Source organism: Acinetobacter sp. LipI_15 (genome assembly GCF_058242865.1).
On sequence record NZ_JBZAYN010000001.1, the window covers coordinates 931,646 to 947,460 of the forward strand.

The 15,815-nt window shown below is 40.4% G+C and carries 16 protein-coding genes, 1 tRNA gene and 1 other RNA gene; 8 read left to right on the plus strand and 10 right to left on the minus strand.

Annotation, left to right across the window (positions count from 1 at the left end):
• Positions 1-124: 124 nt before the first annotated feature.
• Positions 125-1,453 carry a hypothetical protein gene (locus tag AC4CU0_RS04515; protein ID WP_180176869.1) on the plus strand — a complete coding sequence of 443 codons (1,329 nt, stop codon included), beginning with the start codon at positions 125-127 and terminating at the stop codon, positions 1,451-1,453.
• A gap of 52 nt (positions 1,454-1,505) precedes the next feature.
• On the opposite strand, the gene smpB is transcribed toward AC4CU0_RS04515, so the two are convergent.
• Positions 1,506-1,979, minus strand: coding sequence for an SsrA-binding protein SmpB (gene smpB / locus AC4CU0_RS04520; protein WP_078191351.1), 474 nt, complete (start codon positions 1,977-1,979; stop codon positions 1,506-1,508).
• A 137-nt stretch (positions 1,980-2,116) separates the two neighbouring features.
• Here smpB and coaD point away from each other — a divergent pair, with 137 nt between their 5' ends.
• The 4 genes from coaD to AC4CU0_RS04540 all read left to right on the plus strand — a co-directional run bounded on the left by coaD (position 2,117) and on the right by AC4CU0_RS04540 (position 3,429).
• On the plus strand, positions 2,117-2,608 hold the full coding sequence (gene coaD, locus AC4CU0_RS04525; protein WP_078191350.1) for a pantetheine-phosphate adenylyltransferase: 492 nt from the start codon (positions 2,117-2,119) through the stop codon (positions 2,606-2,608).
• A gap of 1 nt (position 2,609) precedes the next feature.
• Entirely contained in the window at positions 2,610-2,873 is a 264-nt protein-coding gene (locus AC4CU0_RS04530; protein WP_078191349.1) for a YfhL family 4Fe-4S dicluster ferredoxin, read from the plus strand.
• Positions 2,874-2,899: 26 nt separating this feature from the next.
• An RNA gene (gene rnpB / locus AC4CU0_RS04535) (RNase P RNA component class A) lies at positions 2,900-3,279 on the plus strand.
• Positions 3,280-3,352: 73 nt separating this feature from the next.
• Positions 3,353-3,429 (plus strand) — tRNA-Met (locus AC4CU0_RS04540).
• A gap of 67 nt (positions 3,430-3,496) precedes the next feature.
• Here the strand turns inward: AC4CU0_RS04540 and AC4CU0_RS04545 are convergent.
• Entirely contained in the window at positions 3,497-3,904 is a 408-nt protein-coding gene (locus AC4CU0_RS04545) for a hypothetical protein (RefSeq protein WP_490742562.1), read from the minus strand.
• Positions 3,905-4,240: 336 nt separating this feature from the next.
• Here AC4CU0_RS04545 and AC4CU0_RS04550 point away from each other — a divergent pair, with 336 nt between their 5' ends.
• Positions 4,241-5,647, plus strand: a complete 1,407-nt coding sequence (locus AC4CU0_RS04550; protein WP_490742563.1) for a KAP family P-loop NTPase fold protein — start codon at positions 4,241-4,243, stop codon at positions 5,645-5,647.
• Here the strand turns inward: AC4CU0_RS04550 and AC4CU0_RS04555 are convergent.
• The gene (locus tag AC4CU0_RS04555) at positions 5,631-6,248 is read right to left on the minus strand and encodes a CatB-related O-acetyltransferase (RefSeq protein ID WP_490742564.1); all 618 of its coding nucleotides are present in this window, start codon (positions 6,246-6,248) and stop codon (positions 5,631-5,633) included. The genes AC4CU0_RS04550 and AC4CU0_RS04555 overlap by 17 nt on opposite strands.
• A gap of 84 nt (positions 6,249-6,332) precedes the next feature.
• Positions 6,333-6,743, minus strand: a complete 411-nt coding sequence (locus AC4CU0_RS04560) for a RidA family protein (protein WP_180005422.1) — start codon at positions 6,741-6,743, stop codon at positions 6,333-6,335.
• A 139-nt stretch (positions 6,744-6,882) separates the two neighbouring features.
• Between AC4CU0_RS04560 and AC4CU0_RS04565 the strand changes: the two genes are divergently transcribed.
• Entirely contained in the window at positions 6,883-7,470 is a 588-nt protein-coding gene (locus AC4CU0_RS04565; RefSeq protein ID WP_490742565.1) for a TetR/AcrR family transcriptional regulator, read from the plus strand.
• 77 nt (positions 7,471-7,547) lie between these two features.
• Here the strand turns inward: AC4CU0_RS04565 and greA are convergent, their stop codons facing one another.
• The 3 genes from greA to carA form a co-directional block, all read right to left on the minus strand.
• Positions 7,548-8,024, minus strand: coding sequence for a transcription elongation factor GreA (gene greA / locus AC4CU0_RS04570; protein WP_078191345.1), 477 nt, complete (start codon positions 8,022-8,024; stop codon positions 7,548-7,550).
• 106 nt (positions 8,025-8,130) lie between these two features.
• Positions 8,131-11,361 (minus strand): carbamoyl-phosphate synthase large subunit, encoded by a 3,231-nt coding sequence (gene carB, locus AC4CU0_RS04575; protein ID WP_490742566.1) that lies wholly within the window; start codon positions 11,359-11,361, stop codon positions 8,131-8,133.
• A 13-nt stretch (positions 11,362-11,374) separates the two neighbouring features.
• Complete coding sequence (gene carA, locus AC4CU0_RS04580) at positions 11,375-12,517, minus strand: glutamine-hydrolyzing carbamoyl-phosphate synthase small subunit (protein WP_490742567.1); 1,143 nt, start codon at positions 12,515-12,517, stop codon at positions 11,375-11,377.
• Between the two features lie 309 nt (positions 12,518-12,826).
• Between carA and AC4CU0_RS04585 the strand changes: the two genes are divergently transcribed.
• Positions 12,827-13,312 (plus strand): hypothetical protein, encoded by a 486-nt coding sequence (locus tag AC4CU0_RS04585; protein WP_180177520.1) that lies wholly within the window; start codon positions 12,827-12,829, stop codon positions 13,310-13,312.
• Between the two features lie 137 nt (positions 13,313-13,449).
• On the opposite strand, the gene AC4CU0_RS04590 is transcribed toward AC4CU0_RS04585, so the two are convergent.
• The 3 genes from AC4CU0_RS04590 to AC4CU0_RS04600 all read right to left on the minus strand — a co-directional run bounded on the left by AC4CU0_RS04590 (position 13,450) and on the right by AC4CU0_RS04600 (position 15,678).
• Positions 13,450-14,615, minus strand: a protein-coding gene (locus AC4CU0_RS04590; RefSeq protein WP_490742568.1) for an IS3-like element ISAba22 family transposase whose coding sequence is annotated in 2 segments (ribosomal slippage) — positions 13,450-14,357 and positions 14,357-14,615 — 1,167 coding nt in all. Because the reading frame shifts where the segments join, the coding sequence is not laid out codon by codon here.
• A 193-nt stretch (positions 14,616-14,808) separates the two neighbouring features.
• The gene (locus AC4CU0_RS04595) at positions 14,809-15,348 is read right to left on the minus strand and encodes a DOMON-like domain-containing protein (RefSeq protein ID WP_180124314.1); all 540 of its coding nucleotides are present in this window, start codon (positions 15,346-15,348) and stop codon (positions 14,809-14,811) included.
• A gap of 6 nt (positions 15,349-15,354) precedes the next feature.
• Complete coding sequence (locus AC4CU0_RS04600; RefSeq protein ID WP_490742569.1) at positions 15,355-15,678, minus strand: YhbY family RNA-binding protein; 324 nt, start codon at positions 15,676-15,678, stop codon at positions 15,355-15,357.
• Positions 15,679-15,815: the final 137 nt, after the last annotated feature.

The following is a 15,815-nucleotide window of genomic DNA, read 5'->3' on the forward strand; positions in this document are numbered from 1 at the left end:
GTATAATTGAGTTGTGATGCGTGTCACAAATTACCATTCATTTACGCCAACGCTATTGATTTAATCTTCTCATAAATTTCACTCGGGATGAGTGACGAATATTAAAAAGGATTAAATAATAGTAATGGCATTGACCTTATGTGTTTCTGACGTTGTTTTTGCAGCAGAAGGCTTGGTGGGATTAGCCGATGAAGAATTGTCTGCCATCAATGGTGCGGCATTGATGAATATGTCCTATACCGACCCTATTTTAGTCAACCAACAAATGGTCGATGAAAATATTGGTTTCTACAAACTCAGTTTAGATGCCGTCATGGATTTGAACGTCAATGTCAAAAGTTTGCAACTCGGCTGTGGTGGGGTAAATGGGTCAAATGGCTGTGATATTGATATTCGTCATCTAGCGCTGAGTGGTAATGTAACGTTGACCGATGCCAATGGTAATCCCGTCTTTAATGGTGATCGAGCGTCAACAAGTGCCAAACTAAAAAATCCATTTATTGAATTTGCAATTAAAAACCCTAAACAAACCGCTTTACGCGAAGTTAAAGGCTTTCGTGTCAGTGCTGAATCTATTACGGGTTTATTGACCACAGGTATTCAAAATACAGGTGCGTCAACAGACGGGATTAAGTCACTGAGTGGTTATATGAAAATTGCACCGACCACAGGAACAGCAAAGACCCAAGCAGCGCTCTTTGGTGATAGTAGCAGCGAGATTTTATCGGGGAACTTGGTGATTAACACGATTTGGAACAATGATCGTAGCTTTGTCAGCCAACCTGAAAATAGTCAAGGATTAAAAATTCCTTCAATGAATGTGCCGTTTACCGTTCCTGAAATTACGATTAATGGAAAACGACAAACTCAAGCCATTGCCAAAAATATCAGTGCGACTGTGCCATCGATTCAGCTCAATCGAGATAGCGGTAGCATGCAGGTCAAACTTGACCGCAATTTGTTATGGGTTGAAGGGGCGCAGTTCTTTATGGATTCAGGTTCGTCAATTGATGATTTGAAAATGAACATTACCTTTGAGCAAGCCTTAAATATGATTCATAACATTCCATTAAATGGCACAGCCGGTTATTTATCGCTTCAATCTCAAGATATCAGTTGGCCAGATGCCAATGCAGATGATATTGCACGTACAGGTTGGTGGATGTCATTTAAAGACCCGATCAATATTGGTAAATTAAATCCAACATCTGAAGTAGATATTTCAGGCGTCTTGCCACAAGTTGCAGAAAAAGTATCGCAAATTTTAACCAATGAACCGATTTATATTCCGTTAGGTTCTGCTGTTGGTGCTGCATTTGGTTTACCGATTTATAAAAATGTCGGTTCAATTAACCTCAGCAATGCTAGTGCGGCCAATTTAACTTTAAAAAATCAAGTCTTGGTGAACCAGAAAGTTCGGACCAACTGTTTTGGTGGGTTGAAATTCTGCTAAATGTGCAATTTAAAAATAAAAAAACCTCCAAAATGGAGGTTTTTTATTGAACTTATTTATGAAAAATACGGGCTTTATCACGCTGCCAATCACGGTCTTTTTCCGTTGCACGCTTGTCGTGAAGCTGTTTACCTTTTACTAGTGCAATTTCAAGTTTGGCATGAGGACCTTTCCAGTAACATGCCAAAGGCACACATGAATAACCTTTTTGGTTAATTGCACCTTGTAGTTTTTCAATTTCACGGCGGTTCAGCAATAATTTACGAGTACGTGTTGCTTCAGGCACTACATGTGTCGAAGCACTCAGTAAAGGTTGCACTTGAGCGCCGAATAAAAATGCTTCACCATTTTTAAACGTAATATAGCTCTCTACGATAGTCATTCGACCCGCACGCATTGATTTGACTTCCCAGCCTTGTAATGAAAGGCCCGCTTCAAATTTTTCTTCAATGAAATAATCGTGACGCGCACGCTTATTTAGGGCAATCGTACTGCTACTATTTTTTTTAACTACTGCTTTCGTCATAATCAAAAACTTCCAAACTTAGCACTATTGTACCCGAACTTTGAATAAGATGAAGTTTTTAAATTTACAAGCTGACTTCACCTATAAATCAAGATTTTGTTAAAATACCCATCTACAAAATAACAGAGTACAACTGGATGTCTAAAACTCGTGTAATTTATCCGGGCACATTCGATCCAATTACTAATGGTCATATCGATTTAGTGACACGTGCATCACGCATGTTTGACGAAGTTGTCGTGGCAATTGCAATTGGACATCACAAAAACCCTGTGTTTAGTCTGGAAGAACGTGTTGCACTAGCGCAAGAGTCTTTAAGTCATTTGTCAAATGTTGAGTTTGTAGGTTTTGATGGGCTGTTGGTCAATTTCTTTAACGAGCAAAAAGCAACAGCCGTGTTACGTGGTTTACGTGCAGTTTCAGATTTTGAATATGAATTTCAATTGGCAAATATGAATCGCCGTTTGGACAGTAAATTTGAAGCCGTGTTCTTAACCCCATCAGAGCAATATTCGTTTATTTCATCTACGCTCGTGCGTGAAATTGCACGTTTAAATGGTGATGTCACTCAGTTTGTACCACAAGCTGTTGTGGAAGCCTTTAAGCGTAAACAACAGCAAGGTTGGTAGAGTGTCTTTATATATCACTGATGAATGCATCAACTGCGATGTCTGTGAACCTGTATGCCCCAATGAGGCGATTTTCATGGGGGAACTCATTTATGAGATTAACCCTGATTTGTGTACGGAATGCGTTGGGCATCACGATAAACCGCAGTGTCAGTTGTTCTGTCCGGTGGACTGTATTCCATTGGATCCGGCACATCCTGAAACTCAGGAACAGCTTCAACAAAAGTACGAAAAACTAACTGCTCAAAAAACATCAAGCAATTAGTTGTCAGATTTGTTAGAATGCGCCCCGAAGTGAACCAGACGATCGCTGCTGTGTATAGGTCTCCGTGACTAAAGCAGGGGAGGAAAGTCCGGGCTTCATAGGGCAAGGTGCCAGGTAACGCCTGGGCGGCGTGAGCCGACGGAAAGTGCAGCAGAGAGTAGACCGCCTTCATTATGGTTTTGAGCAATCAAAATCGGAGGTAAGGGTGAAAGGGTGCGGTAAGAGCGCACCGCATGACTGGTAACAGTTCATGGCATGGTAAACCCCACCGGAAGCAAGACCAAATAGGGATCCTTTAGGCATGGCCCATGCTGGATCCGGGTAGGTCGCTTGAGCGTATGAGTGATTGTACGCCTAGAGGAATGATCGTCCTCGACAGAACCCGGCTTATCGGTTCACTTCAACAAATTTTGATCAAATACGCGCATTATGGGCTTGACGATATTTAAATATCCCTCCATAATGCGCGCACAGTTTAAGGCTATGTAGCTCAGTTGGTTAGAGCACCGCACTCATAATGCGGGGGTCACAAGTTCAAGTCTCGTCATAGCCACCATATTCAAAAAAGACCACTCCGATTGAGTGGTCTTTTTTTTATGTCTCAATTTTCCAAATTTAAAAAATTAACGATAAACAAAACGACGCATACCTGCACGTAAGGCAAATGCGCCTTGCATATATACGCCACCGAGCCAATACGGCACATTGTAAATATCTTCATGGCGATATTTAACTAAAGCAAACTCAGCCAATAGTCCTTCAAAGAACATGCCACCAATGGCAAGTATAATGGCCAAAATCAGTAACCATGTCCGCTCATAGCTAAATAGCCAGCGAATAAAAAAGCTAATATAGAAAATCCAGCACAATGCTTCAGGGTGGAAGTTACCAAAACCACTGAGTATGTAGACAATCGCAAAGAGTACTAAAGCCTCAACTAATGGAGCTGTACCATCGTGATGGCAACTGAGCTGAGTCATTACTACATAGTGTTTAAGTCGTTGTGTAAGTTGAATATAGCTAAATGCCATGAAAGCAAAGGCAATAAAAAAGCCGGGGAATACCCACTAAGCCTGATGGAAAAATAATGGTTTGGGATAACTAAGCGTCTGGGTATAGACATGAATCGCATAGCAAAAAGTTGCGACGACTGCTGCCAGCAGGGCAAGTATAAATATGCCTGAGAATTGAGTGGTTCTCGTCATCATTCATCCTGAAAAGTGGGGTCTTTTTATTTTATGAGTTCTTTATAGTCTGAATTTGAGGAAAAGGCTATGACAAGTTACGAGATGCTTATGGGTTAAATGTTAATTTATAGCGCTACTGCTATACTCAATACATAGTTAACTTGATGAATATAAATAGAAATGATGGATAATCAATTAAACTGGGCTAAAGATAATTTTGAGAATATTGAAACTGCATGGGAAGGTGATCTTTGGGATCGCCGTCGTTTAGGAGAGCAGCTTACAAGTTATGTTGATCGCTTAAACTGCGGTGCTGTTCTTGCTTTGGATGCACGATGGGGTGAGGGTAAAACGTGGTTTGTCCGTCATTGGGCGAAGCATTTAGATGATACTCAGCATAACGTGATCTATTTGGATGCATTTGCTAATGATTATTTGGAAGATCCATTTTTAACGATTGCAGCTGAAATAAGTCAAACTTTTAAAGAGTCAGAAGAAATTGATGATGATGAAATTAAAGATTTTAATGCTAAGACTGCTTCAGTATTAATATCGTTGGCGGCTGTCATACCAATGATTGCGGCTAAAGCGGGCATGCATTGGATTGGCTTGGGTGGAGCTGGAGAAGCATTTAAAGAGGTATATGAAGAAGGAAAAGCGTTGTATGACACAGCAAGTGAGGAAATAGCTGCAAAAGTTAAGGAGAAAATCGAAAAGAAAATTGAGAATCATCAGGTTGAGAAACAAACAATTCATGACTTTAAGAAAGAACTTGCTGTATTAGCTGGAAAATTAGATAAACCTTTAGTTTTTATTATTGATGAATTGGATCGTTGTCGTCCTGATTTTGCGATACGATTAATTGAAAGGGTTAAACATTTCTTTGATATTCCTAAAATTGTTTTTGTTTTGGTGATGAATAAGCCACAATTATCACAGTCAGTTCAGAATTTTTATGGTTATGAAGCAGAGATAACAGCTGATTATTTTGAAAAATTTATAGATTTAACAATTAAATTTCCAAATTTGGAACCTTATATTAACTATGAAAATGTATTGAAGGAAGAACTTTATAGAATTGGTGAGATGGAGCATAAAGAAGCTTTAAATGAATTCTTTTTTTGGGTATTAGCATTACAAAATTATAAAAACTTCAACTCACGTGAATTAAAAAGAAAAATTAATCAATATGCTATTTTGAAAACTAATGATTTTAGAAAAAACCTAATATTAATTGCGTTTGTATTTGGTGTGGAATTTTCAAAAGATTTGAAAATATTTCGTTTAGTTTTAAGTAAGTTAGTTGAAAAATTTAATTTGTCTTTTAGTGACAGTAAATTTCTTGGAAATATTATTATCAGTAAACTACGAACTGAATATTTCATTGATGAATTTCATATAGGAAATTTATATAATAAACAAGTAACATTGAATGAAAAATATGTATCAGTGGGACAACAAGATGCCAAAGAATTGTATATGCTGGAAACTTATACTCCCTTTGCTATCCAGAAATTAAAACACTCCGATGATTTTATAATTGATTGGAAAAACTATGTTGAATCGGGATTTAATCTAGATATTTGATTAATGTATCAACATCATCCGTCTGCAATTTTTCCCGCATCTTTAAAAACTGCTTTTCATCTAAGTCATAGAGCTTGAGGGAAAGTAGTTTTTTGATATCTTCTTCAGGAAAGCGATATTTAATAATTTTAGCAGGGACTCCGCCTACTACTGCATAAGGTGGCACATCTTTAGTCACCACAGCACCTGTAGCAACGACAGCACCTTCACCCAGTGTAACACCTTGCATAATCATGGCACGTGAGCCGATCCAGCATCCATCACCAATGATTGTGTCACCCGCAGGGACAAAACTCCGTGTATCAAACGGAAAGGCTGAAATCCAGTCCGTGCGGTGGAGTTGGTTACCGCCCATCATAATCACGCATTCTGCGCCAAAACAGACAAAATTACCGATATGTAACTGGTCTATCGGCTTTTCAGCTGTTGCAGGTTTATCGTGCAAATAACGCACCACACAGCGCTCAAAACCTTGATCCCAATATGCAGAATAATATGAATAATTACCTTTGATGTGAATATTAGGGTTCTTCACTGTTTTAGAGATGAACTCAAATTCACACCAATGATTTACAGGTGAATTAATCAATTTTTCAGACATAAACAGTACAACTTAAAAAGGGTAAACCATTATAACCAATTGAACTGATGTCATGCGTCGTTCATCCCTATTAAAAATCAATCGCTAGACCGAAGTGTTTGTAGGGAGGTTTGGGATCCGAGCAATGACTTTAATTTCAAAATCAAAACCTGCAAGCCAATTAACACCTATTGCTGTCCAGTTTGGATAAGGCTTTTGTGTAAACACCTCATTTTTAACTTTCATGATGACTTCAAATTGCTGTTCAGGGTTTGTATGGAAGGTGGTGACATCGACAATTTCATCGAAAGTACAGCCTGCCGCAGCGAGAGTATGGCTAAGATTCTGGAATGCTAGTTTTACCTGTTTCTCAAAATCAGGTTCAGGACTGCCATCTTCACGGCTACCGACCTGGCCTGATACAAAGAGTAAATTTTCCGATTTAATAGCAGCAGAGTAACCATGCTGTTCATACAAGGCATGGCGATCTTGGGGAAATATTGCAATTCTAGTCATGTTTATTCTCATTCAATATCTGGTTTTAAAAGTGGGGGGAAAGCAGCTTTATTTTTGACATACGTATCGTATGTCAACATAATTGACATACGCCTGGTATGTCAATTAAAATTTTTGTGATGATGAGGTAATCAAAGCAATGTCTGTTCGTGAAAAAAAAATGGCGGCAACCCGCAAGAAACTGATTGAAGTGGCACGCCGTACGTTTGCTGAGTATGGCTATGCAGACACCTCAATGGATAAACTCACGGCAGAAGCAGGGCTGACCCGTGGTGCGCTGTACCATCATTTTGGCGATAAAAAGGGCTTATTTGCTGCTGTGGTTAATCAAATTGATTCAGAAATGGCTTTATCTGCCCAGAAGTATCTGGAGCAACCCGAAGATCTTTGGGAGGGGTTGATGCTTGAGGGGAAAACCTATATTGAAAATGCCTTGAATCCTGAGTTTCAGCGAATTGTATTACGCGACGGACCTGCGGTATTGGGTGATCCTGCGCATTGGCCGAGTCAAAACAAATGCTTGAAGTCTACACGTGAATGCGTAGAACAGTTATTGGCAGCAGACCGAATTAAAGCAGTGAATTCTGAAGCGGCAGCCATATTTTTAAATGGAGCAGCCATGAATGCGGCGCTTTGGGTGGCTTCTAGCAAGAATCCTGAGCAGGTGTTGTCAGAAGCATTACATGCCTTTCAACTTTTTGCATCAGGATTATTAAAAGAAGTATAGAGCAGGGGTATAATAATTATTTGTCTGATTATAAAAAACCCCTCAAAAGAGGGGCTTAAAATTGCTATCTTAATGAATTAAAGATATTCAACTTTAGAAACTTCGTACTCAACTTCACCTTGTGGTGTGTTGATTTTTACATCGTCGCCTTCATTTTTACCCAAAAGACCACGAGCAATTGGAGAGTTCACAGAGATTTTGTTGATTTTAAAATCTGCTTCGTCATCACCAACGATTTTATAAGTCTTTTGTTCTTCAGTATCTAAGTTCTCAATGGTCACAGTCACACCGAAAACCACACGGCCATTTTGCTCAAGTGATTTAACATCAATCACTTGGCAAGCACCCAATTTACCTTCGATATCTTGGATACGGCCTTCACAGAAACCTTGTTGCTCGCGAGCAGCGTGGTATTCAGCGTTTTCTTTCAAATCCCCATGTTCACGCGCTTCAGCAATTGCTGCAGTAATACGTGGACGATCAACACTTTTAAGTTGCTGTAATTCTTTCTCTAGGGCAATTTTGCCTTCGGGTGTCATAGGATAACGTTGCATTGTTGTCCCTCATGTTTGTAAAAGAAAAAATCAGTAAAATTTTTACTGACCTAGAAATGAAAAAAAGCCCGCCACCGAGAGGTGGCGGGACTTCTCGGTAACTTAATTAACCTTTAGTAAGGTCTTGTAAGCGGTATACATCCATTGGCAATTTGATTGCTAAAGCTTGGCATACTGCATCAGCACCGTTAAGGGTAGTTGTGTAATACACTTTACCTTGTAATGCAGAGCGGCGGATCGAGAATGAATCTTCTTGAGCCTGTTTGCCTTCAGTTGTATTGATAATGAGGTGAACTTCGCCATTTTTCAAGCGGTCTACGATATTAGGACGGCCTTCAGTCACTTTGTTCACACGTTCACATTCAATACCAGCATTTTTAATCACATCATAAGTACCGCCAGTAGCGATCACTTTGAAGCCAAGATCTGTCAACTGTTTCGCAATACCAACAGCACGAGGCTTGTCAGAGTGACGAACAGATAAGAATGCATGTTTTACTTCGCCTTCCGTTGGTAGGCCTGGTAAACGGTCATTAGAGCCTAACACAGCTTTATAGAACGCTTCACCAAATGTTTTACCTACACCCATCACTTCGCCTGTAGATTTCATCTCAGGGCCAAGAATTGGGTCAACACCAGGGAATTTGTTGAATGGGAACACCGCTTCTTTTACAGAGAAGTGTTCAGGAATAATCTCTGTAGTGAATCCTTGAGATTCTAGAGATTGACCTGCCATACAACGTGCAGCAACTTTTGCTAAAGATTCGCCGATACACTTAGATACGAATGGAACTGTACGTGATGCACGTGGGTTCACTTCTAAGATGTATACGTCAGTACCTTTAACCGCAAACTGTACGTTCATCAAACCAATTACGCCAAGCTCTTTTGCCATAGCGATGGTTTGACGGCGCATTTCGTCCTGTACTTCTTGAGATAAAGAGTAAGGAGGAATAGAACATGCTGAGTCACCTGAGTGAATACCCGCTTGTTCGATATGCTGCATGATACCGCCGATCACAACGTCTTTACCGTCAGATACGCAGTCCACGTCAACTTCAATCGCATCGTCTAGGAAGTGGTCAAGAAGTACTGGCGCTTCGTTAGATGCTTGAACCGCATCACGTAAGTAACGTTTCAATTCTTCGTCGTTGTACACGATTTCCATCGCACGGCCACCAAGTACATAAGATGGACGTACCACAAGTGGGTAGCCAACTTTAGCAGCTTCTGCCATACCTTCTTCAGCAGATTTTACGATGCTGTTGTTTGGTTGACGAAGTTGTAGACGTTGAATCATTTGTTGGAAACGTTCACGGTCTTCTGCACGGTCAATCGCGTCAGGTGATGTACCAATAATTGGCGCACCAGCTTCTTCTAAAGCACGAGCCAATTTAAGCGGAGTTTGACCGCCGTACTGAACGATAATGCCTTTAGGCTTCTCGATACGCACGATTTCAAGTACATCTTCCAAAGTAATTGGTTCGAAGTACAAACGATCTGATGTGTCGTAATCTGTAGAAACCGTTTCAGGGTTACAGTTCACCATGATGGTTTCATAACCGTCATCACGCATAGCAAGCGCCGCGTGTACACAGCAGTAATCGAACTCGATACCTTGACCAATACGGTTTGGACCGCCACCGATTACCATGATTTTGTCACGGTTAGACGGATTCGCTTCACATTCTTCATCGTAAGTTGAGTACATGTAAGCTGTGTCAGATTCAAACTCTGCAGCACATGTATCTACACGTTTGTAAACTGGAGTTACGCCCAAGTTCCAACGGTGTTTACGGAATTGTTTTTGTGAAATGCCCATCAAGTCCGCAATGCGAAGGTCTGATAAACCTTTGCGTTTGAACGAACGGATGTTGTCAGCGTTTAAGTCACCAAAACCTAAAGTTTTGATTTGGTTTTCAGTTTTGATGATGTCTTCGATTTGAATCAAGAACCAACGGTCAATTTTGGTTGCTTCAAATACTTCATCAAGAGTGAAACCGTGACGGAATGCATCGCCTACGTACCAAATACGCTCTGGACCAGGCACTTTCAATTCAACAAGAATTTTCTCACGTGCGCCTTCAGTGCCCACAGCGATTTTTTCGTCAAAACCGCATGCGCCTACTTCAAGACCACGAAGCGCTTTAGACACAGATTCTTGGAAGTTACGGCCAATCGCCATTACTTCACCTACAGATTTCATCTGAGTCGTCAAAGTTGCGTCAGCTTGCGGGAATTTCTCGAAGTTGAAACGAGGAATTTTCGTTACAACATAGTCAATTGCAGGTTCGAAAGATGCAGGAGTTGTACCGCCAGTGATGTCGTTTTTCAACTCATCAAGGGTATAACCTACAGCCAATTTCGCCGCGATTTTAGCAATTGGGAAACCAGTTGCTTTAGAAGCAAGGGCAGATGAACGAGAAACACGTGGGTTCATCTCGATTACAACCATACGGCCGTCTTTCGGGTTGATACCGAACTGAACGTTCGAACCGCCAGTTTCTACACCAATTTCACGTAGTACAGCTAAAGATGCATTACGTAAAAGTTGGAATTCTTTGTCTGTCAATGTTTGCGCAGGAGCAACAGTGATTGAGTCACCTGTGTGCACGCCCATTGGGTCAAAGTTTTCGATTGTACATACAATGATACAGTTGTCGTTTTTGTCACGAACAACTTCCATTTCGTACTCTTTCCAACCAATTAATGATTCATCGATCAATAATTGTTTAGTTGGAGAAAGATCGAAACCGCGTTCACAGATTTCAATGAATTCTTCTTTGTTATAAGCAATACCGCCGCCTGAACCACCCATAGTGAATGATGGACGGATAATGACAGGGAAGCCGAAACGTGCTTGAATTTCAAGTGCGTGTTCCATGCTTTCTGCAACGTCAGCGCGAGGGCATTCCAAACCGATTTTGCGCATCGCGATATCGAAAAGTTTACGGTCTTCCGCTTTTTCGATCGCTTCTTTCGTCGCGCCAATCAATTCAACATTGTATTTTTCTAAAATACCGTTGGCATCGAGTGCAAGGGCACAGTTCAATGCTGTTTGACCACCCATTGTAGGAAGAACTGCGTCTGGACGTTCTTTCTCAATGATTGCAGCTACAGTTTGCCAAGTGATCGGCTCGATGTAAGTTGCGTCTGCCATCGCAGGGTCAGTCATAATGGTCGCTGGGTTAGAGTTCACCAAAATAACACGGTAGCCTTCTTCACGAAGGGCTTTACATGCTTGCGCACCTGAGTAGTCAAACTCACATGCCTGACCGATCACAATCGGACCAGCACCGATAATTAAGATGCTTTTAATGTCTGTACGTTTAGCCATGATGCTTCCTTAATTACTTCTTAGATGCTTCGATAAGTTCGATGAAATGATCGAACAGTGGTGCGCAGTCATGTGGACCAGGGCTTGCTTCTGGATGACCTTGGAAACTGAACGCAGGTTTGTCTGTACGATGAATCCCTTGAAGGGTTTGGTCGAACAGTGATTTATGCGTAGCTTTCAAGTTTGCAGGGAGTGTTTCTGCATCCACTGCGAAGCCGTGGTTTTGAGAAGTAATCATCACTGTACCATTTTCTAAGTTTTGTACAGGATGGTTAGCACCGTGGTGACCGTGAGGCATTTTCACAGTTTTTGCACCTGATGCAAGTGCAAGAATTTGGTGACCTAAGCAAATACCGAATACAGGTACATTGCGTGCGTCTTCTACAATTGTTTTTACAGCTTCAATTGCATAATCACATGCTGCTGGATCGCCGGGGCCGTTCGATAAGAACACGCCATCTGGATTCAGCGCAAGTACGTCAGCAGCAGGAGTTTGCGCAGGCACAACAGTCAATTTACAACCGCGGTCTGCGAGCATACGTAAGATGTTGGTTTTGACACCGTAGTCGTATGCTATAACATGGAATTTAAGTTCTGGTTGAGCGAAACCTTTACCAAGCGCCCAAGAGCCTTCAGTCCATTCGAAACCGGTCGGATCACAGCATTCTTTTGCAAGGTCTAAACCATTAAGACCACCAAAAGCACGTGCTTTAGCTAACGCTTCTTCTTCAGTTGCATTTTCACCAGCAAGGATACAACCGTTTTGCGCACCTTTTGATCGCAGAATACGCGTTAATTTACGAGTATCAATATCTGCGATAGCAACAACATTGTGTTGTTTAAGGTAATCACTTAGTGATTGCTCAGCACGGAAGTTGCTATGCAATAAAGGTAGGTCACGAATGATCAATCCGTTGGCCCATACTTTATGAATTCGACCTGACTCAGCGTCTTCATCATTACAACCTGTGTTACCGATATGTGGGTAAGTTAGGGTCACAAGTTGTTGTGCATAACTTGGGTCAGTCAAAATTTCTTGATAGCCAGTCATGGCAGTGTTGAAAACGACTTCACCAGTCGTACTACCCGATGCGCCAATTGAAGTACCTTTAAAAATAGTACCATCGGCAAGGGCTAAAATTGCTGGGGTGCTCAAACCAAAGCTCCTGAAATTTAGGCTGTAAAAAAGCGAGAAGACGAAAAAAAAGGAAGGTTGCTTAAAAACCTACCCTCCTTACATCTGCTCGCTTGAACTTAACACGGCATTATACGCAGAAAGCCACTGAAAGTCCATCGTAAATATCAGGAATAAAGCAGATAAAGCGCTTGCATTTTAGAATAAAGTTTGGTTTTGCAAAATCGTAGAAAAATGTAAGCAATTAATTATTGTCAGACAAATCATAAATTAAAATTTATCAAAAAGCGCTAATGTGGTTCGGTCAGCAAAAACTACAGGTACAAAGTCATGGCAACACAACAAAAACAAACAGCGGCTAAATCCTCCATGAAAGAAGTCGTTATCGAAGGTGCTGAAAAGCTTGAACAAGTTGCAAAAGAAGCGAGTGTTCAAGCCACAGAAGCGGTTACTGAAAGCAAAGAAAAGATCGGAGCAGAGGCAAAGCAGTTGAATGCCAGTGTGCAAGATCAATTGCGTCATTTGAAGCAAGATGTATTGAATAAACTTGATCAGTTAAAAGTTCAGTTTGGTTCATCGCAAAAAGATTTTAGTGAACTCAAAGAGTTTGTGAAAACTGAGTTTAATACGGTTATTGATGATCTTTCAAAACTTGGAAAAGAGCTGAAAGAAGATGTGACCCAAATTTCAGGAAAGCACAAAGATCATTTAACAGAAACATTTAAGCGTTCTAAGGAACATACTTTAGAAGCGTGGAAAAAAGTTTCACCAGTGAAAGCTGATGTTACGGATCAAACCACAGATCTTAAAAGTTAATTGTGAATGACATGAATTTTAAAACGCTTAAGTTAAATCTAGTCATTCCAAGGAGCTGGATTGGGTGAGAGCGAATTAAACTTAAAGTTAACGCTTGATATACGCTGAATTATCAGGAGACTTTCCCTTGGGAGATTCTAGGCAGCCAACTTATAAAAGTCTTCGGCCATTTGATTTGGTGTCTTAAAACCCAAACCCTTTTGAATTCTTCGATGATTATAAAATAACTCAATGTATTTTATAATATCTGCTTTGGCTTCTTCTCTGGTTTGATAGTTGTAATGATGCACTAACTCATTTTTCAGTATTCCCCAAAAGCTTTCAATCGGTGCATTATCGTAACAGTCTCCGCGCTTGCTCATTGAACCTTGAAAACCATATTGCTCAAGTATATTTCGATATTCATGGCTGCAATATTGACTTCCTCTGTCTGAATGCACAATCAGTTCTTTGGTTGGTTTTTGATTGTGAATAGCCATATTTAGCGCATTACAAACAAGCTGTGTTGTCATGCGCTCATTTAAGCTATAGCCAACCACTTGCTTCGTGTAAAGGTCTTTTACCGCTGCTAAATACAGCCATCCTTCAATAGTCCATATGTACGTAATATCACTTGACCATGCTTGATTTGGTCTAGTCATTGAGAATTGTTGCTCCAGCAGGTTTTCATAGATCGCTCGATTATGGTCACTATTCGTAGTCCTTTTAAAACGCTTGTGTCGCTTACAATACAGGTGGTTCAGCGCTTTTATCTGACGTACAGCGTACATACTCATTTTTATACCCTGAGCTTGTAAGTATTTGGTTAATCGAATATAACCATAGCTCTGCCTGGTCTCCTCATGGGCTATTTTCACCAATATCGTCTGTTGATTTCGTTGAATCGTTCTTTTGCTCACGCCTCTCTTGAGCCAATCATAAAAACATGAAACTGAAACATGAAGTAATCGAGCCATTAAGGTAATTGGAAAAGAATATCTTTTTTGTTTCATATAGGCGTACCTTACTGACTTTCTTTGGCAAAGTACGCTGCTGCCTTTTTTAAAAATTCACGTTCCATTTCAGCTATTTTGAGCTGTTGTTTGAGTTTTTTATTTTCTTCGAGTAGAGCGTTTAGATCAGGTGAATACTGTTTTGTACCTGCTAAAGTTCCAGCCTTTGCTTTGGTATTCCAATTTGAAAGAGTTTGCATTGAAATGCTAAGTTGTCTAGCTGTTTCCGAGACATTGCCTTGATTGGCTTCAATTAATTTGATGGCTTCAGCTTTAAATTCTGTGGTGTAAGTCTTGTGTTTCTTGCTCATGGTAAACTCCTGATGAGTGTGTTTAGTTTACCAAGTTAAAACCTCCTGTTTTTTCAGCACACATCACCATTAATGGCTCCCTTATTGTGAATAGTACATTTAAGTACAAAGCACTTATTTAAAAATAAGCAGGCAATAAAAAAGCAAAAGATCGTACTTTTGCTTTTTATCGAAGATCAAAACATTAAAAAGTTTAGAACTGATGTAGCCAATCACGTTTGTTGTGAAAGTCAGCATTTGGACTACTATGCTGCATGGCATAGTACTGTTCACCTTGAGAGGTTTTTAGTACTGCAGTTAGACCAATATAGAGATCTTCCCATTTAAGTTTGTACTTCAGCATAAATTCTGTCAGATCAAGACTGACATTTAAGCCATAGTGCGTCCGTTTCAACTGATTCAGTTCAATATCGTAAGCAGCTTGTGGCGGCATATCTTCTGGATAGCGATATTCTTCAAACTGGTAAGCCTGCCAAGCTTGTGAAGGGGAGAGGTTGATTTCACGATAAAAATCTTCATTGCGTACACCAATAAAAACTTCTAAGCAGGTCTGTTCCCACAAAAAATCGATTCGTGGGTGAGCTGATACCAATTCTGGCCATTGAATCAGTTGGTTTGGGTCTCGAATCCAATAACCCACATTTAAAGTATATGGGCTTTGTTGTTCGATAGCACCAACGACTGATACAGCCTGAAAGCGACGATCAAAAGCGCTGAGTTCGAAACTTGCCATAAATGCTTAGTTAGACAGGTGTGCGTAGCGAACAAGGTTAGACAGTTTTGCATTTTGTTTTGCCGCTTTACGGTAAATCAAAGCAATCTTACCAATCGTTTGAACAACTTCAGAACCTGAAACAGTCGCAATTTCAGTAATCATTGCAGCACGAGCTTCACGGTCTTCTGTCACAACTTTCACTTTAATTAACTCATGGTCGTTTAACGCACGGTTTAATTCTTCAACAACGCTTTCTGATAAGCCTTTGTCCGCAACCATTACAACTGGGTTTAGGGTGTGACCAATTTGACGTAAGCGTTTACGTTCTTGAATAGATAAAGCCGCCATAAATATAACCTAATTTTAAAAACGACCTAGTATAGCAAAATCAAAGTTGAAGCGCTGTATTTAATCGGCATTTTCTCGATGAACATTATTGAAAAAAACATGATTTAAGATGCTTTTTAGATACACATGTCTACTGC